Annotated in this window: 18 protein-coding genes; 10 read left to right on the top strand and 8 right to left on the bottom strand. The window is 63.7% G+C overall.

Features of this window, described 5'->3' with window-relative positions; translation table 11 throughout:
* The first annotated feature begins 112 nt into the window (after positions 1-112).
* From mnmE to NHAM_RS00505, 6 genes are all read left to right on the top strand, one after another.
* On the top strand, positions 113-1,486 hold the full coding sequence (gene mnmE / locus NHAM_RS00530; RefSeq protein WP_011508714.1) for a tRNA uridine-5-carboxymethylaminomethyl(34) synthesis GTPase MnmE: 1,374 nt from the start codon (positions 113-115) through the stop codon (positions 1,484-1,486).
* A gap of 173 nt (positions 1,487-1,659) precedes the next feature.
* Positions 1,660-3,534 carry a tRNA uridine-5-carboxymethylaminomethyl(34) synthesis enzyme MnmG gene (gene mnmG, locus NHAM_RS00525; protein WP_011508713.1) on the top strand — a complete coding sequence of 625 codons (1,875 nt, stop codon included), beginning with the start codon at positions 1,660-1,662 and terminating at the stop codon, positions 3,532-3,534.
* Between the two features lie 561 nt (positions 3,535-4,095).
* Entirely contained in the window at positions 4,096-4,794 is a 699-nt protein-coding gene (rsmG, locus tag NHAM_RS00520) for a 16S rRNA (guanine(527)-N(7))-methyltransferase RsmG (protein ID WP_049769395.1), read from the top strand.
* Complete coding sequence (locus tag NHAM_RS00515) at positions 4,791-5,651, top strand: ParA family protein (RefSeq protein WP_011508711.1); 861 nt, start codon at positions 4,791-4,793, stop codon at positions 5,649-5,651. Before rsmG ends, NHAM_RS00515 begins: the two co-directional genes overlap by 4 nt.
* A gap of 179 nt (positions 5,652-5,830) precedes the next feature.
* Positions 5,831-6,715, top strand: coding sequence for a ParB/RepB/Spo0J family partition protein (locus NHAM_RS00510; protein ID WP_011508710.1), 885 nt, complete (start codon positions 5,831-5,833; stop codon positions 6,713-6,715).
* Positions 6,716-6,763: 48 nt separating this feature from the next.
* Complete coding sequence (locus NHAM_RS00505) at positions 6,764-7,051, top strand: GIY-YIG nuclease family protein (RefSeq protein ID WP_011508709.1); 288 nt, start codon at positions 6,764-6,766, stop codon at positions 7,049-7,051.
* 207 nt (positions 7,052-7,258) lie between these two features.
* Here NHAM_RS00505 and holA read toward each other — a convergent pair whose 3' ends face one another.
* From holA to leuS, 3 genes are read right to left on the bottom strand one after another with little or no spacing between them, the layout of a single operon-like run.
* Positions 7,259-8,287: a DNA polymerase III subunit delta gene (gene holA / locus NHAM_RS00500; protein WP_011508708.1), complete on the bottom strand. Its 1,029-nt coding sequence runs from the start codon at positions 8,285-8,287 to the stop codon at positions 7,259-7,261.
* A gap of 11 nt (positions 8,288-8,298) precedes the next feature.
* Positions 8,299-8,883 carry an LPS assembly lipoprotein LptE gene (gene lptE / locus NHAM_RS00495; RefSeq protein ID WP_011508707.1) on the bottom strand — a complete coding sequence of 195 codons (585 nt, stop codon included), beginning with the start codon at positions 8,881-8,883 and terminating at the stop codon, positions 8,299-8,301.
* The gene (gene leuS / locus NHAM_RS00490) at positions 8,870-11,506 is read right to left on the bottom strand and encodes a leucine--tRNA ligase (protein ID WP_011508706.1); all 2,637 of its coding nucleotides are present in this window, start codon (positions 11,504-11,506) and stop codon (positions 8,870-8,872) included. Before leuS ends, lptE begins: the two co-directional genes overlap by 14 nt.
* Before the next feature lie 153 nt (positions 11,507-11,659).
* Between leuS and NHAM_RS00485 the strand changes: the two genes are divergently transcribed.
* Positions 11,660-12,364 (top strand): glutathione S-transferase family protein, encoded by a 705-nt coding sequence (locus NHAM_RS00485; RefSeq protein WP_011508705.1) that lies wholly within the window; start codon positions 11,660-11,662, stop codon positions 12,362-12,364.
* A 33-nt stretch (positions 12,365-12,397) separates the two neighbouring features.
* Positions 12,398-13,075, top strand: coding sequence for a YggS family pyridoxal phosphate-dependent enzyme (locus NHAM_RS00480; protein WP_011508704.1), 678 nt, complete (start codon positions 12,398-12,400; stop codon positions 13,073-13,075).
* Positions 13,076-13,194: 119 nt separating this feature from the next.
* Here the strand turns inward: NHAM_RS00480 and NHAM_RS00475 are convergent, their stop codons facing one another.
* A complete protein-coding gene (locus NHAM_RS00475; protein WP_081434923.1) occupies positions 13,195-13,767 on the bottom strand; it encodes a L,D-transpeptidase family protein in 573 nt (190 codons plus the stop codon).
* Positions 13,768-13,984: 217 nt separating this feature from the next.
* Between NHAM_RS00475 and NHAM_RS00470 the strand changes: the two genes are divergently transcribed.
* On the top strand, positions 13,985-14,671 hold the full coding sequence (locus NHAM_RS00470) for a response regulator transcription factor (RefSeq protein WP_011508702.1): 687 nt from the start codon (positions 13,985-13,987) through the stop codon (positions 14,669-14,671).
* An 84-nt stretch (positions 14,672-14,755) separates the two neighbouring features.
* Positions 14,756-15,205, top strand: coding sequence for a cyclic nucleotide-binding domain-containing protein (locus NHAM_RS00465; RefSeq protein WP_011508701.1), 450 nt, complete (start codon positions 14,756-14,758; stop codon positions 15,203-15,205).
* Between the two features lie 69 nt (positions 15,206-15,274).
* Here NHAM_RS00465 and NHAM_RS00460 read toward each other — a convergent pair whose 3' ends face one another.
* The 4 genes from NHAM_RS00460 to NHAM_RS00445 all read right to left on the bottom strand — a co-directional run bounded on the left by NHAM_RS00460 (position 15,275) and on the right by NHAM_RS00445 (position 21,286).
* Positions 15,275-16,090: an exodeoxyribonuclease III gene (locus NHAM_RS00460; protein WP_041358541.1), complete on the bottom strand. Its 816-nt coding sequence runs from the start codon at positions 16,088-16,090 to the stop codon at positions 15,275-15,277.
* A gap of 142 nt (positions 16,091-16,232) precedes the next feature.
* A complete protein-coding gene (locus NHAM_RS00455; protein ID WP_430707712.1) occupies positions 16,233-16,982 on the bottom strand; it encodes an outer membrane lipoprotein carrier protein LolA in 750 nt (249 codons plus the stop codon).
* Positions 16,983-17,494: 512 nt separating this feature from the next.
* Positions 17,495-20,002, bottom strand: coding sequence for a DNA translocase FtsK (locus NHAM_RS00450; protein ID WP_011508698.1), 2,508 nt, complete (start codon positions 20,000-20,002; stop codon positions 17,495-17,497).
* 12 nt (positions 20,003-20,014) lie between these two features.
* Positions 20,015-21,286, bottom strand: a complete 1,272-nt coding sequence (locus NHAM_RS00445; protein ID WP_011508697.1) for an aminotransferase class I/II-fold pyridoxal phosphate-dependent enzyme — start codon at positions 21,284-21,286, stop codon at positions 20,015-20,017.
* Positions 21,287-21,428: the final 142 nt, after the last annotated feature.

The raw sequence follows: 21,428 nt of genomic DNA, 5'->3' as shown, positions 1-21,428 counted from the left end.
TCGAGGCGTCCTTCTGTGAATATGCGATAACGGAAAGCTCGCGGCGCAAAGGTTTGCCGCTGTCGTTCTGAATTTTCCGTCTGTCGTCGAAAGCCGGACAAGACAATAAGCAATGCATCCGCGAGAGCAAACGATCTTCGCCTTGTCGTCGGGCCGGCCGCCATCGGCGATCGCGGTCGTGCGAGTCTCGGGCGCGGAGGCCGGCACCGCACTTCAAGAAATCGCAGGCGCAATTCCCGTCGTGCGCACGGCGAAGCGGGTCTTGCTGCGCGACCTGCTCGGAGAAGCCATTGATGATGCAATTGTTTTGTGGTTCGCCGGACCTGCGAGCGCGACCGGCGAAGATGTCGCGGAGTTTCACGTTCACGGCAGCCGCGCGGTGCTGAATGCCTTGTTCGCGGCGTTGTCGTCGATCGACCATGTGAGACCTGCTGAGCCGGGAGAATTTACGCGGCGTGCGTTCGAGAACGGCAAGATCGATCTCACCGAGGCCGAAGGGCTCGACGATCTCATCCATGCCGACACCGACCGGCAGCGCCGGCAAGCGCTGCGGCAATTGCAGGGACTGCTTGGTGATCGCGCGAGGGAGTGGCGCAGGGAGTTGATCGAGGCGTCGGCCTTGATCGAGGCCGGAATCGATTTCGCCGATGAAGGCGATGTGCCGGACGATCTGCTGAAGCCCGCGATGGAGAAGATCGCGCGGCTCCGTCGCGAGATTGAAGAAACCCTTGCGGCATCGGCACAAAGCGAACGGCTGCGCGACGGCATGACGGTCGCGATCGCAGGCCCGCCGAACGCCGGCAAGTCGACACTACTCAATCGTCTCGCGCGTCGCGAGGCGGCGATCGTGTCGCCGTATGCCGGAACCACGCGCGATGTCATCGAAGTGCATCTCGATCTCGACGGTTATCCGGTGACGCTGATCGATACCGCGGGCATTCGCGAGACCGACGATCCAGTCGAGCAGGAGGGCGTGCGGCGCGCGCGCGATCGGGCCGCGTCGGCGGATCTGGTGCTGTGGCTTGCGGATGATGACAATGGCGTCGGTCCGTCGCAAACGATCGGCGAGGGCGGTGTGCCGCTCTGGCTGGTGCGCAACAAAATTGATGTTTCGGGCGCGGAAAGCGATGGGGCGAACCCGAGGCAGCTTGAGGCGAAACCGGGTCAGGGTATTTTGCCGCGGCATTTCTGGATTTCTGCGTCGCGCGGCGATGGCGTCGATGAGTTGGTGGCGGCGCTGACGGCGTTTTCGGACGGTTGGTTCGGTTCGGGCGAAACCGCTGTGATCACCCGTTTGCGGCACCGCAACATATTGCAGGATGCTGCAGCATCGCTTGCGAAGGCTGAGGCGTTGATCGGACAGGGCGACGAACTGGTGGCGGAAGAGATCAGAATTGCGGTTCGATTGATCGGGCGTCTGCTCGGGCGCGTCGATATCGATGATATTCTTGATTCACTCTTTCACGATTTTTGTATAGGTAAGTAATAGCTATATGATTCATTACTTGTGAGGCCCATCGTTTCGTCGTTAAGGTTGTTTCACGTGAAACATTGCTGAGCGAGATGGGGCCACGAGCGCTCTTTTCTTTCGCACAAACTCAAGCTTTCGGATCGGGCGGGTCTGCGATAGAAGTCGCGCCGGATATCGCGAAAAAACCAATGACAGCATCATTCGACGTCATCGTAATCGGGGGTGGCCACGCCGGCTGCGAGGCCGCGACCGCCGCTGCGCGAATGGGCGCACGGACAGCGCTCGTGACCCATCGGCTTTCAACCGTCGGCGCGATGTCCTGCAATCCGGCGATCGGCGGGCTCGGCAAGGGCCATCTGGTCCGCGAAATCGATGCGCTGGACGGGTTGATGGGTCGCGTGGCCGATGCCGCAGGCATCCAGTTCCGGATGCTCAATCGCCGCAAGGGCCCGGCGGTCCGTGGTCCGCGCGCCCAGGAAGACCGCAAGCTTTACGCCGCCGCGATGCAGGCCGAGATTCGCGAGGCCGCGAATCTGGTGGTGATCGAAGGCGAGGCGGACGACCTCATCGTTGCCGACGGCAGGATCGCCGGCATTCGCCTGATCGACAGCCGTGCGTTCAAGACCGGCGCGGTCGTCGTCACCACCGGCACCTTTCTGCGCGGCCTGATCCATCTCGGCGAAAAGAGCTGGCCCGCGGGGCGGGTCGACGAAGCGCCGGCGCTCGGCCTGTCTGTGTCTTTCGAGCGCATCGGCTTCACGCTTGGCCGGCTCAAGACCGGGACGCCGCCGCGGCTCGACGGCGCCACCATCGACTGGGCCGCGGTTGAAATGCAGCCGGGCGACGATCCACCGGAGCCGTTTTCGGTGATGACCAGCCGAATCACCACGCCGCAGATCCGGTGCGGCATCACCCGCACCATGCCGGCGACTCACGAGGTGATTCGGGCCAATGTGCATCGTTCGCCGATATATTCCGGCCAGATCAGGAGTTCGGGACCGCGCTATTGCCCGTCGCTTGAGGACAAGGTGGTCCGCTTCGGCGATCGCGACGGGCACCAGATCTTTCTGGAGCCGGAAGGACTCGACGACACCACGGTTTATCCGAATGGCATCTCGACCTCGTTGCCGGAGGAGGTGCAGCTCGCGATCCTGGCGACCATCCCCGGCCTGACGAAAGTCAGGATGATCCGGCCGGGCTATGCCATCGAATACGATCATGTCGACCCCCGCGAACTCGATCCGACCTTGCAGACCAGGCGGCTGCCCGGACTGTTCCTGGCCGGTCAGATCAACGGGACCACCGGTTATGAAGAGGCTGCGGCGCAGGGGCTTGTCGCCGGCCTGAACGCGGCATTGGCCGCGGGCGGCGGCGATCCGGTCGTGTTCGACCGCGCCGACGGTTATCTCGGCGTGATGATCGATGACCTCGTGACCCGCGGGATCACCGAACCCTATCGGATGTTCACCTCGCGCGCCGAATACCGGCTGACGCTGCGCGCCGACAACGCCGATCAGCGGCTGACGGACAAGGGCATTGCAATGGGCTGCGTCGGGGCAGGGCGCGCGGTCCATCATCGGGCCAAAATGGCGGCCTTGAGCGCGGCGAAGGCCTTGGCGACGTCGCTGTCTGTCACGCCGAACGAGGCGGCCAGATATGGCCTGTCGCTCAACCGCGACGGCCATCGGCGGTCGGCGTTCGAGCTTTTGGCCTATCCGGAGATCGGGTGGGGCGAGGTGGCCGCGATCTGGCCGGAACTGTCGGCCATCGATCCGGGAGTCGCCGTGCATCTGGAGATCGATGCCAAATACGATGTCTATCTGAAGCGCCAGACCGCTGATGTCGAAGCGTTTCGTCGTGACGAAAGCCTCGTGCTCGCCGATGTCGATTATGATGCCGTGCCGGGGCTGTCCAATGAGGCGAGGGCCAGGCTCGAACGCGCCCGGCCCCGGACCGTCGGGCAGGCGGGTCGCCTCGACGGCATCACCCCGGCGGCGCTCGGGATTCTGGCGGCCTATTTGCGCCGCGAGGCGCGGAAGAAAACGGCCACAGCATCGGCCTAGAGACTTTCAGTCCGTCGGCGATGTTTCACGTGAAACAGATATTCACGCCTCGCGCTTGGAATCGATCGATCTCCGAACGAAGTTGGCCCAACCGCGCTAAGAGCAAGGAGTGTTGGTGTGAATCGCTCACGCGTCATGTTCGGCCATAGCCATTCGAAAAACGGCTTCCGCTCGCCTGTGCCCGGCCGTCCAGGTCGTTGGTCGATCCGCGTTTCGAGACGTGGATGCCGGTATTATAAAGTCGGGCATGACGATTGGATTAACCGTTATCCCATGATGCATCAATCCGTATGGAGATCGCCCTCCGGATTGGAGACGCCCGTGTTTCACGTGAAACAATTTCCACGACCTTGAGCATGATCGCCGGGTCTGACCTGTCTATCCATCGTCAAAAGCTGGAGGTCTGGATCACGTCCGGGCATGAAGGTCATTTGATAAGGGTGAGCCATTATAGGGCTGGCCGGGGTCCGTCGGCCAATGGCCGACTGGCAAAAAGCGCATGGGCGATTGCAAAGAGATGTGGCCGGGAATCGCACGGTCCCGTATGCTGGCGCTGACGCCATGACAAGACCTCGACAGGCTCAATCACCTCTTTCGGCCGCCGACAAGGCGGCCGCGCTGGCGCTGACGCCTGTTTCACGTGAAACCGAGGCGCGGCTGGATGCCTACGTCGATCTGCTGGTTCAATGGCAGACAAAAACCAATCTGATCGCATCCTCGACGTTGCCGCAGCTTTGGACCCGCCATATTGCGGATTCGCTTCAGCTTCTTGCGCTGGCGCCGCAGGCGAAACGCTGGGCCGACTTCGGCAGCGGCGGCGGCTTTCCCGGCGTGGTGCTGGCCTGCGCCCTGGCCGACGTCGAAGGTGCACGAATCGATCTGGTCGAGCGCAACGCCAAGAAGGCGGCATTTCTTCGCGAAGCCGTCCGGATCACCGGGACGCCGGGTGTCATTCACCCGATGGATATCGGGGATTATGTGGACAGGTTGGACGGCCGGATCGATTGTGTCACCGCGCGCGCGCTGGCGCCTCTACAAGTGCTGCTCGGCTTCGCCGAACCTCTGGTGAAGCAGGGCGCCAAGGCGTTGCTGCTCAAGGGTCAAGATGTAGAAGCTGAATTGACGGAAGCCACTAAATATTGGAATATTGAGCCTCGCCTTCATTCCAGCCGCACCGGCGGACAAGGCTGGATCGTCGAACTCGATCGCATCGAGCGGCGCGACCGTCCCCCGACCAAGCAAGCATGGCGTCGTGCATGACGGTAATTGATGAGATTTATCAATATGATGGCAAGGATGCGGGGTCCCCCGCCGGCCATCCCCGGATCATTTCGCTCGCCAACCAGAAGGGCGGCGTCGGCAAGACCACGACCGCGATCAATCTCGGCACCGCGCTGGCGGCGATCGGCGAACGCGTCCTGATCGTCGATCTCGATCCGCAAGGCAACGCCTCCACCGGCCTCGGAATCGACCGCCGCGATCGCAACGTCTCCACCTACGATGTGCTGATCGGCGAAGCGCCGCTGCGTGACGCCGTGGTGCCGACCGCGGTGCCGCGTCTGCACATCGCGGCATCGACCATGGACCTCTCCGGTCTCGAACTCGAGCTCGGCACCACCAAGGATCGCGCCTTCCGTCTGCGCGATGCGATCGCCGCGCTCAACGGCAACGCGGCCGACCACAGCGATTATACCTATGTGCTGATCGACTGTCCGCCGTCGCTCAACCTGCTCACCGTCAACGCGATGGCGGCGTCGGACGCGATCCTGGTGCCGCTGCAATGCGAATTCTTCGCGCTCGAAGGCCTGTCGCAACTCTTGCAGACGGTTGAGCAGGTGCGCTCCACGCTCAATCCGAATCTGTCGATCCACGGCATCGTGCTGACCATGTTCGACTCGCGCAACAACCTGTCGAACCAGGTGGTCGCCGACGTGCGCCAGTTCATGGGCTCAAAGGTCTACGACACCATGATCCCGCGCAACGTGCGCATTTCGGAAGCGCCGTCCTACGGCAAGCCGGTCTTGGTCTACGATCTCAAATGCAGCGGCAGCGAGGCCTATCTGAAACTCGCGACCGAGGTGATCCAGCGCGAGCGCGAGCTGCGCACGACGCATTAGGGAAACATCGACCGTCACCCCGTCATTGCGAGCGAAGCGAAGCAATCCAGAAATCACCAAAGAGAAAACTGGATTGCTTCGTCGCAAGAGCTCCTCGCAATGACGGACATGGCGATCCAAGATCGTCAATTTCGATTGTTTTATCCGGAGTACTGCGCGTGAATCCAAGGGAGCTGGCGATGGCCGACGAAGCGCGTTCGCGACTGGGCCGCGGTCTTGCAAGTCTGATCGGTGATGTCGGCGGCGAGGCCGCCCATACTGAGCGTCCGCGCGCGCAGCGCAAGGTGCCGATCGAATTTTTGAAACCCAATCCGCGCAATCCGCGTCGGGCGTTTTCCGATGTCGAGCTCGGCGAGTTGTCCGACTCCATCAAGCAGCATGGCGTGATCCAGCCGATCGTGGTGCGTCCGGTGAAGGGCGCGCAGGATCGCTTCGAGATCATCGCCGGCGAGCGGCGCTGGCGCGCGGCGCAGTCGGCGGGGCTGCACGAGGTTCCGATCGTGCCGGTGGATGTCACCGATAACGTCGCGCTCGAGATCGCGATCATCGAGAACGTGCAGCGCGAAAATCTCAACGCGATGGAAGAAGCGCAGGGCTATCACGCGCTCGCCAGTGAATTCAAACGCACTCAGGACGATATCGCAAAAATCGTCGGCAAGAGCCGCAGCCATGTCGCCAACATGATGCGGCTGACGAAACTGCCGGACGATGTGCAGGCGCTGATCGCCTCCGGCGAGCTGTCGGCGGGCCATGCGCGCGCGCTGATCGGCGTGCCCGATCCGTCCATGGCGGCGAAGCGGATCGTCGCCGAAGGTCTCAACGTGCGGCAGGCCGAGGCGCTCGCGCACGAGGAGGGCGTACCGGAGCGCAAGCTGCAGAAGGCGCGCGCGGACAAGGTGCTGAAGGATCCGGATACGCTGGCGCTGGAAAAGCGCGTCAGCGATGCGCTCGGCCTCGCGGTGACGGTCGATCACAAAAATCCCGGCGGCGTCGTGCATATCCGCTATCGCGACCTCGATCAGCTCGACGCGATCTTGAAAAGGCTGGATTCGAAGGGGTCTTAGCCTCCCTGCTCGTCATTGCGAGCGAAGCGAAGCAATCCAGGCTGCAGTATGAAACAGCCGTGCGTTTATATTGTAGCGAGCAAGCGCAATGGCACGCTTTACACCGGCGTCACGGCGAATTTGCAGCGTCGCATTTTCGAACATCGAGAAAGTTTGGTTGCTGGCTTTTCAAAGAAATACGGGTGCAAAATTCTCGTTTGGTACGAGGCGCATGAGACCATGACCGACGCAATTACACGCGAGAAGCAGATAAAGGCCGGTAGCCGTGTGAAGAAGCTTGCGTTGATTGAAGGTCTCAATCCCGAGTGGAACGATCTCTTCGAAACGCTTTTCTAGAGCGTTTTCGAGCGAAGTGGGCACCGGTTCGCGTGAAGAAAACGCGTCAATTCAAAATCATAGAGCCTCGCTTCTGATTCCATCAGAAGCGAGGCTCTAAAGCAGGATGTGGCTGAATCACCATCATTGCGAGGTGCGTATGCGACGAAGCAATCTAGCTTTTTCTTGTGTCCCTGGATTGCTTCGCTTCGCTCGCAATGACGACCGTCATCCCCTTCTCCGCGCGTTCACCGCGATCGACATCAGCGCGCGCTGTGCAATCACGGGCGCCAGCACCGTCTGCTTGCGCGCCTCCAGGGCGGCAACCGCAAGCTGATCCATCACCTGGAGCAGCCGCGCGGCGCTGAAGTTGCGCAGCGCCGTTTCCACCGCTGTCTTGCGCGAAAAGTGCAGCCGCGGAAATCCGCTCTCGGCGGCCGATGAGGCCGACGCGCCGCCTTCCATCGCCAGCGCCGCCTTGTGCAGGGCGGCGACCTGACGTTGCGCGGCCAGAATGACGAGGCCCGGATAGGTGCCGGCGACCATGGCCTTGGCGAATTCGGTTTCGACCACGGCCGGCTGTCCGGCGAACGCAGCGTCGACGATGGGATCGAGCTTGAAGTCGGATGCGTCGGAGACGACAGCCATCACGTCGTCCAGTGCGATCTCGCGCTGTCCATGAGCATAAAGCGCGATCTTGCGCAGTTCGTTGCGCGAGGCCTGACGGTCGCCGCCGAGCAAAGACATCAGCGTGGCGCGGGCGTCGGGTGCGATCTTCAGGTTCGAGAGCCGCAACTCGTCGTCGATCAACCGCGCCAGATCGCGTTCGGTGTCGGGATAGCAGGCGATCGCCACCGCGTTCTTCGCGCGCTCGCAGGCCTTGCGCAGCGGCGCTTCGGGCCGCAGCTCGCCGGCCTCGATCACGATCCGGCAATCCTGGATCGCGGAGTCCGCCAGCGTTTCGATACCGCCAGCAAAATTGCGCGTGCCGGCCTTGACGCGAATGGCGCGGCGGCCGCCGAACAGCGGCACCGTCATCGCCTCATCGACAAGACGCGACGGCTCAGTAGCGAGATCGTCGCCGTCGAGCCGCACCAGCGAAAACGGATCGCTGGGATCGTCGACGGCCGAGGCCATCAGGGCGTCGGCGCGCTCGCGCACCAGGCCGGCATCGGGGCCGTAAAGCAGGATGATCGGGCGTCCGGGATCGGGCCGGGCGAGAAAGCTGTCGACGTCTTTTCCGCGCAGCGCGACCATTCACTGGGCGATCAGGTGCCGGCGTAGAAGAACGATGCCAGCCGCGTGTTGATGTTATCGGCGATTTCCTGCGCGGCGCGGTCTTCGGCGTCACGATAGGCGCGCGCGCGGGCGAAACGCTGGAGCTGGCCGGGAATGTCGTAGGAGGTGCGGGCGAAGGTGCTCGCGCTCAGGACGGTCTTGCCGGTTGCAACCTCGATCAACTGGTAGCTCGCGTCGATGCCGTAGCTCTCGTTGGAGGGCAGGGCGGTGCGAGGATCGAGCATCAGCGACGAGCGGCTGGTCGTGAAGCGGATCTTGAGCTGGTGCGTTGGTGGCGCGCCGGTGGCGCCGCCGTAAAGCTTGAACGCGAGCGCGTTGCGAATGGCGACCCCGATCCGGGCATCCCGGGACGCGTTGGGTTTGTCGACCGGCAGCAACTCCACGCCCATCAGCTTGTCGCGAAGGGCCGGGCTGCCGTCGGCGTGTTCGGCATACATCGGACGGAAGCAACCGGCCGTCAGGGCGGCCAGCACTGCGACGACGCCCAGCCGTGCCGCGATGCGCGGACTAAGCCATGATCGAGCCGGTCGAGCCGACAACCTACCCCACCACATTCACGATCCTCTGCGGGACGATGATGATCTTGCGGGCTGGCTTGCCGCCCAGCGCCTGTCTTACCGCATCGAGCGCCAAAACGGCAGTCTCAATTTCCGGATTCGGCGCGCTGCTCGCCACCGTGACCTCGCCTCGCTTCTTGCCGTTGACCTGCACCGGCAGGGTCACGGTGTCTTCAACCAGCAAATCGCGCTCGATTTGTGGCCAGCGGGCCTCCGAAACCAGGCCGGTGTGCCCCAGCGCGTGCCAACATTCCTCGGAGAGATGCGGCATCATCGGGCTGAACAACTGGACCAGAATGGTGGCCGCCTCGCGCAGGCTCCAGGCGATATCCGGCGCAAGGTCGGAGGTGCGGGTGCCGAAGCGGGCAAGGGTCTCGGCCAGCGTGTTGGCGAACTCGCGGATGTTGGCGAGGCAGACGTTGAAGTGCAGCCGTTCGATGCCGGTGGACACCTTATCCAACGCTCCGTGGGCCGCCTTGCGCAGCGCCAGCGCATCGGTGCCGAACGTTGCCGGCTTGTCCCGTGGCGCGGCCTTGCCGGCCTCGGCCGATTCGTTGACCAGCCGCCACAGCCGCTGCATGAAGCGTGACGCGCCCTGCACGCCTTCCTCGCTCCAGATCACGTCGCGGTCCGGCGGCGAATCCGACAGCATGAACCAGCGCGCGGTATCGGCGCCGTAGCTGCCGATGATGTCGTCGGGATCGACGGTGTTGCGCTTCGACTTCGACATCTTTTCGACCGCGCCGATCTCGACCGGCTCGCCGGTTGAGATCAGCGTGGCGCGGCGGCCGTTGCCGACAGCCTCGATCCCGACCTCGTCGGGCGAGGCCCAGCCGCCGTCGGCCTTGCGGTAGGTCTCGTGCACCACCATTCCTTGCGTGAACATGCCCTTGAACGGCTCGTCCATACTGAGGTGGCCGGTGGCCTTCATCGCGCGGGTGAAGAAGCGCGAATAGAGCAGATGCAGGATCGCGTGCTCGACGCCGCCGATGTATTGATCGACCGGCATCATGCGGTTGGCGATTTCAGGCGTGGTCGGCGCGGTCTCGTTCCACGGATCTGTGAAACGCGCGAAGTACCACGACGAGTCGACGAAGGTATCCATGGTGTCGGTTTCGCGCGTGGCCCTGGCCCCGCATTGCGGACAGGTGACGTGCTTCCATGTCGGATGATGGTCGAGCGCGTTGCCGGGTTTGTCGAACGTCACATCCTCCGGCAGCGTCACCGGCAGATCGTTCTCCGGCACCGGAACCACGTCGCACTTGGGGCAGTGGATCACCGGGATCGGACAGCCCCAGTAGCGCTGCCGCGAGATGCCCCAGTCGCGCAGGCGGAAGTTCACCTTGCGCTCGCCGACCGGCATGTTGCCGCGCATCTCGCTTTCCAGCCGCTTGGCAACCTCCTTCTTCGCCGCCTCAGCGGTCATGCCGTCGAGGAAGCGTGAATTGATCATGCGGCCGTCGCCGTCGTAAGCGGTGTCGGTGATGACGAGCGTCTTCGGGTCCTGCCCCTCGGGGCAGACCACCGGCGTGTTGCCGAGACCGTACTTGTTGACGAAGTCGAGGTCGCGCTGGTCGTGCGCCGGGCAGCCGAAAATGGCGCCGGTGCCGTATTCCATCAGGATGAAATTGGCGACATAGACCGGCAGCGTCCAGTCCGGGTCGAACGGATGAATCGCGCGGATGCCGGTGTCGAAGCCCATCTTCTCCGCGGTGTCGATCTCGGCCTGCGCGGTGCCGCGCCGCTTGCACTCGGCGATGAATTCGGCGAGCGCGGGATTGTCTTTCGCCGCTGCTTGCGCCAGCGGATGATCCGGCGCGATTGCCATGAACTTCGCGCCGAACAGCGTGTCGGGACGCGTGGTGAAAATCTTCAGCTCACCCTCACCGTTCGGCGTCGTTGCCGGGTCGAGCGCGAAGCGGAGCAGCAGGCCCTCGCTGCGGCCGATCCAGTTGCGCTGCATCAGCCGCACCTTGTCCGGCCAGCGGTCCAGCGTGTCGAGCGCCTCTAACAGTTCCTGCGAATACTTCGTGATCTTGAAGACCCACTGGTTCATTTCGCGCTGCTCGACCACGGCGCCGGAACGCCAGCCGCGCCCGTCGATCACCTGCTCGTTGGCGAGCACGGTCATGTCGACCGGATCCCAGTTGATCTTGCGCTTCTCGCGCTCGGCGAGACCGGCGCGAAGGAAGTCCAGAAACATCTTCTGCTGGTGTTTGTAATAAGACGGATCGCAGGTCGCGAATTCCCTCGCCCAGTCGAGCGACAGCCCGATCGACCGGAGCTGCTTCTTCATTGCCTTGATATTGTCGTAGGTCCAGGCCTTGGGCGCGACCTTGCGCTCGATCGCGGCGTTCTCGGCGGGCAGGCCGAAGGCATCCCAGCCCATCGGATGCAGCACATTATAGCCCTTGGCGCGCATGTAGCGCGCGATCACGTCGCCAAGTGTGTAGTTGCGGACATGGCCGATGTGGATGCGCCCGGACGGGTAGGGGAACATCTCCAGCACGTAGTATTTTTCGCGCGGATCGTCGTTTTTGGTCGCGAAGATCGCCTGCTGGTCCCACGCGGCTTGCCAGCGCGGTTCGGCGTCACGGGCGTTGTAACGGTCAGAGGTCATGGAATCGCAGCGTTTTTTCGTGATTTGCGGGCGCTCGACTAGGCCATGAAAGCGGACCGGGGGTCAACGGGGCGGACGCGCGTTGCGGTGCGGTTTGCAACCGGTGTGGTTTTGCGGTGTAAGCGGGAGACCCCCGCCTTCCGGAGTGACCCAATGGCCGACCTCTCAGCTTTTCCGATCACCCGCCGCTGGCCGGCCGCCGATCCGGGTCGCTTGCAGCTCTATTCGCTGCCGACGCCGAATGGCGTGAAGGTCTCGATCATGCTGGAGGAAACCGCGCTGCCCTACGAGCCGCATCTGGTCGATTTCGGCAAGGACGACCAGAAGACGCCGGAGTTCCTGTCGCTCAATCCCAACGGCAAGATCCCGGCTATTGTCGATCCCGATGGCCCCGGCGGCAAGCCGTTCGGCCTGTTCGAGTCCGGGGCGATCCTGCAATATCTCGCCGAGAAGACCGGACAATTCCTGCCGGCTGACCCGGCCCGTCGCTGGCAGACCATCCAGTGGCTGCACTTCCAGATGGGCGGCGTCGGGCCGATGTTCGGGCAGGTCGGGTTTTTTAACAAGTTCGCGGGCAAAAAATTCGAGGACAAGCGACCGCGCGATCGCTACGTGGCGGAATCGAAGCGGCTGCTCGGCGTCATGGACGGGCATTTGGCGAATCGCCAATGGTTCGTCGGCGACGACTACACCATCGCGGATATTGCGATGTTCGGCTGGGTGCGCAATCTGATCGGGTTTTACGAGGCGCGCGAGATCGTCGGGTTCGACCGGTTCGGGAATGTTGCGGACTGGCTGGAGCGGGGTCTGGCGCGGCCGGCGGTGCAGCGCGGCCTCGGGATTCCGGCGCGGGGGTAGGCGGGGCGGCTTGATCAAGGCGGCTGAATTAAAATGACCACTGACAACGCGGCGCCCGCAACAAGCGGTCTTGCTTCGGTTGAAGCCGAGATCGTCCGCGCCTGCCGGGATGCACGGTGCGAACGCTCTTCGGTGACGCTGGTGGCGGTGTCGAAAACCTTCGATACGGACGCGATTGCGCCGGTGATTGCCGCAGGCCAGCAGGTTTTCGGGGAAAATCGCGTGCAGGAGGCCCAGCGTAAGTGGCCCGAGCTGATGGCCGCACATCCCGGCATCGCGCTGCATCTGATCGGACCGCTGCAGTCCAACAAGGCGAAGGACGCCGTCGGATTGTTCGATGCCATCCATTCGGTCGACCGCCCGAGTATTTGCGCGGCGTTGGCCAAAGAAATCGCCAGCCAAAACCGGCGGCCGGATCTGTTCGTGCAGATCAACACGGGGGAGGAACCGCAGAAAGCCGGCGTCGCGCCATCGGATGCCGACGCCTTTATCGCGGCCTGCCGCGATACCTACGGGCTGACGATCTCGGGGCTGATGTGCATTCCGCCGGCCGACGATGCGCCGGCGCCGCACTTCGCGCTCACCGCCAAGATCGCGAAACGCAACGGGTTGACGCAACTTTCGATGGGCATGAGCGCGGACTTTGCCATAGCGATCGCCCTGGGCGCGACCCATGTGCGGGTCGGCTCGGCGATTTTCGGGACGCGGTAGAGACCATATCTTTGATGAAATTCAGTCTTCGTCATGCCCGGACTTGATCCGGGCATCCATCCGCTCTTCAAGCCCGGCAATGACGACGGCAATAGCGTTTCCATCTCAATGTGAATTACTTACCCGATCACAATTTTCGTGCGGGGGCCGATCCGCCGCAGCAGCAGCCGCAGCATCGCCGACCGCGTCATCGCCACGCATCCGGCGGTCGGGCCGAAGTTGTCGCGCGCCAGATGCAGGAACACGGCGCTGCCGCGCCCGGCGATTCGAGGGCGGGTGTTGTGGTCGATCTCAATGATGAAGTCGTAGAGATGATCGTCGCGCGTCAGCCGGTCGCCGCTCGCGTCGCGCGTCAGCCGGATTGGCCGGTTGTAGTGCCGGTCGGCCGGATCTTCACACCAGGCATCAGTGGGCGTGATGGGGCGCACCGGCAGGAACGTGCGCGGCCGCGGGTGCCGGTCGGGGCGCCACCATAGCCGGATAGGCCGGAAAATCCCCCGCGGCGTGCCGCCGTCGCCCTCGCGTTTGTTGGCGCGGATGCCGCCGCGGCCGAGCGCCACCGGAAAAGCCCGACCCTCCGCGATCAGCCAGCCCCGCTCCGGCCGGCCGGCCGCGGCCCGGACATGGATCGCCGCAAGTGGCCGATCACGGGAATGTGTGGTACAAGACGTTGAAAAACCTGAGTTTTGCATGGAATGAGGAGGTCTCGCCCACTCTGCGGCAGAAACATCGGTCCTGCACGTCACCACAGGAACATTCATCCAAATTCCCGCCGGTTCTGGAGTAGACTCCGTTCAGATGGTGAATCGCTACTAGTTCATACGCCCGGCCGAATCACGACTTACACGACCTTATGAAGTGTGGCCGGCGTTTCCGCCGGCTGTTCTCGCCGCCAGGAGGATCGCATAGATGGCTAACGCCCGCAAAATCCTGATCGTGGACGACGATACCGATCTGCGCGACACGCTGGTCGAGCAACTGTCGCTGCATGAGGAATTCGAGGCCTCCGCCGTTGACACGGGCGCGAAGGGCGCCAGCGCCGCCAAGGCTCATTCGCCCGATCTGGTGCTGATGGACGTCGGCCTGCCCGATACCGACGGGCGCGAGGTGGTGCGCAGCCTGCGCAAGGGCGGCTTCAAGGCGCCGATCATCATGCTCACCGGTCACGACACCGACTCGGACACGATTCTGGGCCTTGAATCCGGCGCCAATGACTATATCGCCAAACCGTTCCGCTTCGCGGTGCTTTTGGCGCGCATCCGCGCGCAGTTGCGTCAGCACGAGGCCAGCGAGGACGCGGTGTTTTCGGTCGGGCACTACAGTTTCCGGCCCGGCTCCAAGATGCTGACGACCGCCACCGCCAAGAAGGTGCGGTTGACCGAAAAGGAGACCGCGATCCTGCGCTTCCTGTACCGCGCCGGCCAGATGCCGGTGTCGCGCGAGACGCTGCTGCAGGAGGTGTGGGGCTACAACTCCGGCGTCACCACCCACACGCTGGAAACCCACATTTACCGGTTGCGCCAGAAGATCGAGAAAGACGCCGCCAATCCGGAGATTCTGGTGACGGAAGCGGGTGGCTACAAGCTGGTGCCGTGATACTTTTGGGTTGACGATTCGTATCAGCTCTCGTCAAAACAGCTTTTGGACGGTCCCCCGCATGGATCGCCGCACTGGTCTTGCATGTCGATCGACGATGACGTTGTCCTGCTTGAGCGCGTTCCGACTCTGCGCCTGTTGGGCGCCGAGGCGTTGCGCGTGCTCGCCATCGGCGCCGAACAGCAGCAGTTCGCCCGCGGTTCGATCCTGTTTCGCGCCGGCGACGAGGCGGACGCAGGATACGTCGTTCAGGAAGGCGGCTTTCGCATTCATGTCGAGGACGGCCGCGATCGGGAAGTCGTCGCCGAACGCGGCACGCTCATCGGCGAGTTGGCCCTGATCGTCCCGATGTCGCGGCCGGCCACCGCGACCGCGCTGGAATATTCGATGGCGATCCGCATTCCGCGCACCCTGTTCCTGCGCGTGCTCGACAGCGATCCCGCCGCCGCCCGCCGCCTTCGCGACGAACTCGCCAATCGCACCCGGCAAACGACCGGCGATATCCTGATGGCGTCGGCGAAGCTGAGTGGCTGAAATAGACAGCGCTTCCGCATCTCCCTCCCCGCAAGGGGGAGGGATGCGTGGCGCGCTCTGCTTGCAACGTCATACCTCGATCACCGCCGTCACCGGCACATGATCGGACGGACGCTCCCAGCCGCGGGCGGCGCGGGTGATGCGGAAGTCCCGGATTCCGCCGCGCAGCGCCTCCGAAACCCAGATGTGATCGAGCCTGCGGCCGCGATTGGCGGCAACCCAGTCGGCGGCGCGATAGCTCCACCACGTATAGACTTTCTCCGACATCGGAATCCGCGCGCGCGCGATGTCGACCCAGTTGCCGTGACTCTGCAAGCCGAGCAGCTTCTCGCATTCGACCGGCGTGTGCGAGACGATCTTCAGGAGTTGCTTGTGCGACCAGACGTCGTGCTCATGCGGCGCGACATTGAGGTCGCCGACCAGGACATGGCGGTCGCCGTCGCGCGGATGCAGCGGTGTGCAGGCTTTCATCTCGTCGAGGAATTGCAGCTTGTGGGCGAACTTCGGGTTGAGCGCGGGGTCGGGAATGTCGCCGCCCGCCGGCACATAGAAGTTGTGCAGCACCAGCGGCGCGGCGAGACCCGCCTCGCCGCCGAGGGTCACGCCGACATGGCGTGAATCGATCTTGTCGCAGAAGGTGCGGATGTTGCTGGCGTCGAACGGCAGCTTCGAGACCACGGCGACCCCGTGATAGCCCTTCTGCCCGTTGAGCGCGACGTGCTCATAGCCGAGCCGGCGGAAGCGTTTCAGCGGAAAGGCGTCGTCGGGGCATTTGGTCTCCTGCAGGCACAGCACGTCCGGCCGTTGCGCTTTCAGAAACTTCGCAACGAGATCGATGCGCAGCCGCACCGAATTGACATTCCAGGTCGTGAGGGTGATCTGCATGGATTTCTGGCGAAGCCGTCGACAAGTTTGCTTGCCGTCATACGCGGGCTTGACCCGCGTATCCATCACTATTCGACCCTTGAGATTTTTGGATGGATCACCGGCTCAAGCCCGGTGATGACCCTGTGCGCGTCGCCGCGCTTCAATTGTTCGAGGTCGGATACCGGGTATAGTCGATCTTGAACAAGGCGGGATCGAGCTTCGCCGTGGTGTTCAGATTGTAGATCGCCACCGTGGTGTCGTACCCTTGCGGATCGGTCACGGTCCACTGCTTGAGCTTGCCGTCCTTGGCGCCGACCATCAGCATCAGGCGGGAGGTTCCGATCAGCGCCTGCTTTTCCTCGATGGTGACGCTGATGTAGAGATCGTCCGACGTCACGCTGACGACGTTGGTGTCCTTCATCAGGTCGATGCGGTCCGACAGCAGATAGCGCAGCGGCGTCTGCGACAGCGGATAGATATCCTGGGTCGCGAGCTTGGTGTCGCGAACGACGAGCGACGAACCGTCGGAGATCATCGCGATCGGCGACGGAGGGTCGTATTCGAACCGCACCTTGCCCGGCTTCTGAATGTAGAATTCGCCGGTCGAGCGGCTGCCGTCGGGACCGACCTGCACGAAGTTTCCGGCAAGCGTGCGCAGCGACGACAGATAGGCGCTGACTCGCGCCGCCGCCGCCTTCTGATCGGCGCTGAAGGTTGCGAAAATATTTGCCGGTACGTTGCGGCGCCGGTCGGGAATGATCGGGTCGGGCGGCTGCGTCGTCCCGGTGACCTCCGGTTCGACGGTGTCCAAAAGTTTCGCCACGGGCGCGACGTCGCGCGCCTTGGGGGCCGGTCGCGGAATCGGAATGGCTTGTGCGAGAGCGGGCGGAACTAAAAGACTTGCGGTCAGCGCCGCAGCGAGCCAGACCCTGCCGGGGCGCGCGCGAATGCGGATCGGACGGCGGGCCGCGGATGAATGTGTCACGTGTCTGCTCAATGTCTCGTCCTGTCCGTCCGATGCGGTCCTTTTACAGCGCTTTGCGCCGCCGCGGATATCGCTTTTTCCCGGGCGAGGTCTAACAGATATCGCCGCCGCGCTAGTGTGGTGGTTCAGAAGTTCGCTCATTCCCCTGGCGAGTCCGTCAAGCGAACTTCTGAACCCAAACCACACTAGAATCATAAGGTTGCTAGAGCCTCGCTTCTGATGGAATCAGAAGCGAGGCTCTATGATTTGATTTGACGCGTTTTCTTCACGCGAACCGGTATCCACTTCGCTCGAAAACGCTCTAGTGCCCCTTTGATTCCGAAGTTCGCATCAAAGGTTGCTGCAAGGATATGCGAACTTCGGAATCGGGGCACTAGCGCGGCGCTGTGGCGATTTCGCGACTCCGAAGCGGGAGCACCCATCGTGCCGGTCATGCGTCAGAACTGGCCTTCTTCTTCTTCGATCAGGATTTCGCGCTTTCCTGCGTGATTGGGCTGCCCGACGATGCCTTCCAGTTCCATGCGCTCCATCAGCGAGGCGGCGCGATTGTATCCGATCTGGAGGCGACGCTGGATATAGCTCGTCGAGGCCTTGCGGTCGCGCTTCACGATCGCCACCGCCTGCGAGAACAGATCGCCGCCGCCGTCGCTGCCCATACTGGTCCCATCGAACACCGCGCCGTCCTCGTCGGTCGGCTCTTCTGCTGTGACCGCCTCGAGATATTCCGGCTGACCCTGCGTCTTGAGGTGGCGAACCACCTTCTCGACCTCCTCGTCCGACACGAAAGGTCCGTGCACGCGCGAGATGCGGCCGCCGCCCGCCATGTAGAGCATGTCGCCCTGGCCGAGCAGTTGCTCCGCGCCCATTTCGCCTAGGATGGTGCGGCTGTCGATTTTCGATGTGACCTGGAAGGAAATGCGGGTCGGGAAGTTGGCTTTGATGGTGCCGGTGATGACGTCGACCGACGGGCGCTGCGTCGCGAGGATGACGTGCAGGCCGGCGGCGCGCGCCATCTGCGCCAGCCGCTGCACCGCGCCTTCGATGTCCTTGCCTGCGACCATCATCAGGTCCGCCATTTCATCCACGATGATGACGATATAGGGCAGCGGCTCGAGGTCGAGCTTCTCTTCCTCGTAGATCGCCTTGCCGGTTTCCTTGTCGAAGCCGGTGTGTACCGTGCGCGTCAGCTCTTCGCCCTTGCCCCTGGATTCGACGAGGCGCTGGTTGTAGCCGTCGATGTTGCGCACGCCGAGCTTGGACATTTTCTTGTAGCGCTCTTCCATCTCGCGCACGGCCCACTTCAGCGCCACGACCGCCTTCTTCGGATCGGTCACGACCGGCGTCAACAGATGCGGGATGCCGTCATAGACCGACAGTTCGAGCATCTTCGGATCGACCATGATGAGACGGCATTGATCTGGCCGCAGCCGGTACAGCAGGCTGAGGATCATGGTGTTGATCGCGACCGATTTGCCCGAGCCCGTGGTGCCGGCGATCAGAAGATGCGGCATCCGCGCAAGGTCGACGATGATGGATTCGCCGCCGATATTTTTGCCGAGGCACAGCGGCAACTTGGCGACGGTCTCGCTCGCCTCCTTCGCGGTGAGCAGTTCGCGCAAGTAAACTTTCTCGCGATGCGCGTTCGGCAGCTCGATGCCGATGGCGTTGCGGCCGGCGACCACCGCGACGCGCGCCGACAGTGCGCTCATGGAGCGGGCGATGTCGTCGGCAAGGCCGATGACGCGCGACGACTTGATGCCGGGCGCGGGCTCCAGTTCGTACAGCGTGACGACCGGTCCCGGATTGGCTTTCAGGATTTCGCCGCGCACGCCGAAGTCGCCGAGTACGCCTTCGAGTGCGCGCGAATTGGCTTCCAGTTCGGATTTGCTGAGCGGCTGGCGATCGGCGGCGCGCGGCGCGGACAGGACGTTCACCGACGGCAGATCGAACTTGCCGGATTTTTTCGCCGGCTGACGAGGAGCGGCCTTGCGGCGCGGCGCGCGGACGACCGGCGCATCGTCGTCCTCCGTGTCCTCATCGTCCGTGTCCGTGTCCGTGTCCGTGTCCGTGTCCGCGTCCGCGTCCTCGTCGTCGATACCGCCGTGAGCCGGCACCAGGGATGGCGCGGTGGGTCCGCCGCTGAGGTTCGGTTCGTGGCGCTCGAACGCCAGCGCCGCCGTTTTCCGCGGCGCGCTCGACACCAGCGACTTGTAGGCCAGCGTCAGAAGCGCCCCGAGCCGGAGGCGCTTGAACCGCGCTTTCGCGCTCATCAGCGCATGAACCGCCCAGCCCAGCGAGACCGAGGCGTGGTCGCCGCCGTCATCGAACGGGGCGTCGTCGTCGTCGATCCCGGCGGACTCGTCGCGAGGCCGCGACCCCATTCCGCCGGCCCAAAGGAACGTCGCGGCCATGACCGCCAGAAAAATGGCGCCGAACACGATGCGCTGCAGCACGCTCGCCGGGCCGAACAGAATCGCAGGCGCCCGCACCAGCGCATCGCCGACCACGCCGCCCAGTCCCGTCGGCAGCGGCCATGCGCCGTTATGCGGCCAGCAACTGGCGAAGCCGGCGGCGGCACTGGTGCAGAGAATCCAGCAGGCGAGACGGGTAGCCTCGCGATCGAAGGGGCGATGGGTCAGCATCCGCCAGCCCCAGATCGCCACCGGCAGGATCAGCATGATCGCGCCGAGACCGAGAATCTGCATCAACAGATCGGCGCCGATCGCACCGGGATAGCCGAGGACGTTGTGGATCGCGCGCGAGGTGGCGTGGCTGAGGCTCGGATCCTGCACCGACCATGTCATCAGCGCGGCCGCCGCAGAACCGGACAATCCGATCAGGCCGAGCCCGGTCAGTTCGCGTAAGCGACGCGCGAGCGGGTCGCGGATCGACGGCGGTAAATGATCGACGATGGGAAGGAGGCGTTCGATCGCTGCCATGCTCATGGGGCCCCGCGACTAACCGAGAGTTTTCACCAGCCGGTGCAACGCCTCGGCCGTGGTTTCAGTGTCCGGCACCAGCGCCAGACGGATATATCCTGCGCCGGGATTGCTGCCGTCGGCTTGCGGACGCGCCAGATAGCTGCCGGGCACGACGCGCACGCCGGCCTCTTTGTAGAGCTTGACCGCCGCGGCCTCGTCGCCGCCATGGGCGGACACATCCAGCCAGACGCAGAAGCCGCCGGCGGGTCTGGCATAACCATAGCGATGGCCGAGGATCCGGTCGGCGAGATCGAACTTGATGCGGTAGAGCCTGCGGTTCTCCTCGACATGCGCCTCGTCGCCATAGGCTGCCACGGCGACATGCTGCAGCGGCACCGGCACCTGGGGAGCCGCGACGTTGCGCAGTTCATGAAACGCTGCGAGGAAATTCCGATCGCCGGCGGCGAAGCCGACCCGGATACCCGGCAGGTTCGAGCGTTTCGACAGCGACTGGAACGCGACGACGTTGGCATAGTCCGGTCCCGCGCATTCCAGCGCGCTGCCGGGCGGTGCCTGCGTGTAGATTTCCGAGTAGCATTCGTCCGAGAACACGAGGAAGCCGTGACGGCGCGCCAGCGCTATCAGGCGTGTGAAGTAATCGGATGAGGCCACCGCGCCTTGCGGGTTGGCGGGGGAGGCGAGATAGATCGCGACCGTCCGCGCCAGCGTGGCCTCATCGAGCGCATCGAGGTCGGGCAAAAAACCGTTGGCGCGCGTCGTCGGCAGGAAAATCGTCTCGCAATGGGCGGCGCGGGCGCCGGCGCCATAGGCCGGGTAGAACGGGTTCGGCACCAGAATGGCCGGCACGCCCTTGCGGGTCGCCACGTAGCGGACGGCGGCGATCGCGGCGAGAAACAGTCCCTCCCGACTGCCGTTCAGCACCAGAATCTCGGTTTCGGGATCGACCGCACGGGGCAGGGCGAAGCGCCTCGATAACCAGTTTGCCGCGGCGTGGCGGAACGGCTCGATCCCCCTGGCTATCGGGTATCGTCTGAATTCATTGATATGCTGGGATAATATCGGAGCGACGAAATCGGGCGGGGGGTGCTGCGGCTCGCCCACCGACAACGTGATCGGGGGCTGTCCCGGCTGGTAGGGCGCAAGCAGCTCCGCGGTCCGCGCGAATGGCGACCGCTCGCACGCCGTCGTCGACGCGGCCCTGCTGGCGGCAGACTCGGCCGGGCTGGCGGCGAACTCAGTCGGGCTGGCGGCGCCTTGCGCCGCGCGCGATGAAGCGGTGGTTGCCATCGGTTAAGCGTCAACACTTTCAAGGCGTTCGGCCACACCTTGAGGCCGGACGAAAGACGGATGAGCAGCATAGGTACGGCGAGGTTAAGGCGCGATTAACCATCGGCGGGAGAGCGTGTTTTCCACTCCGTTCTGGTGGTTC

Source organism: Nitrobacter hamburgensis X14 (assembly GCF_000013885.1).
Classification (GTDB): Bacteria; Pseudomonadota; Alphaproteobacteria; order Rhizobiales; family Xanthobacteraceae; genus Nitrobacter; species Nitrobacter hamburgensis.
Note: the sequence above shows the minus strand (reverse complement) of the source record. Positions and strands in the feature narration are given on the sequence as shown.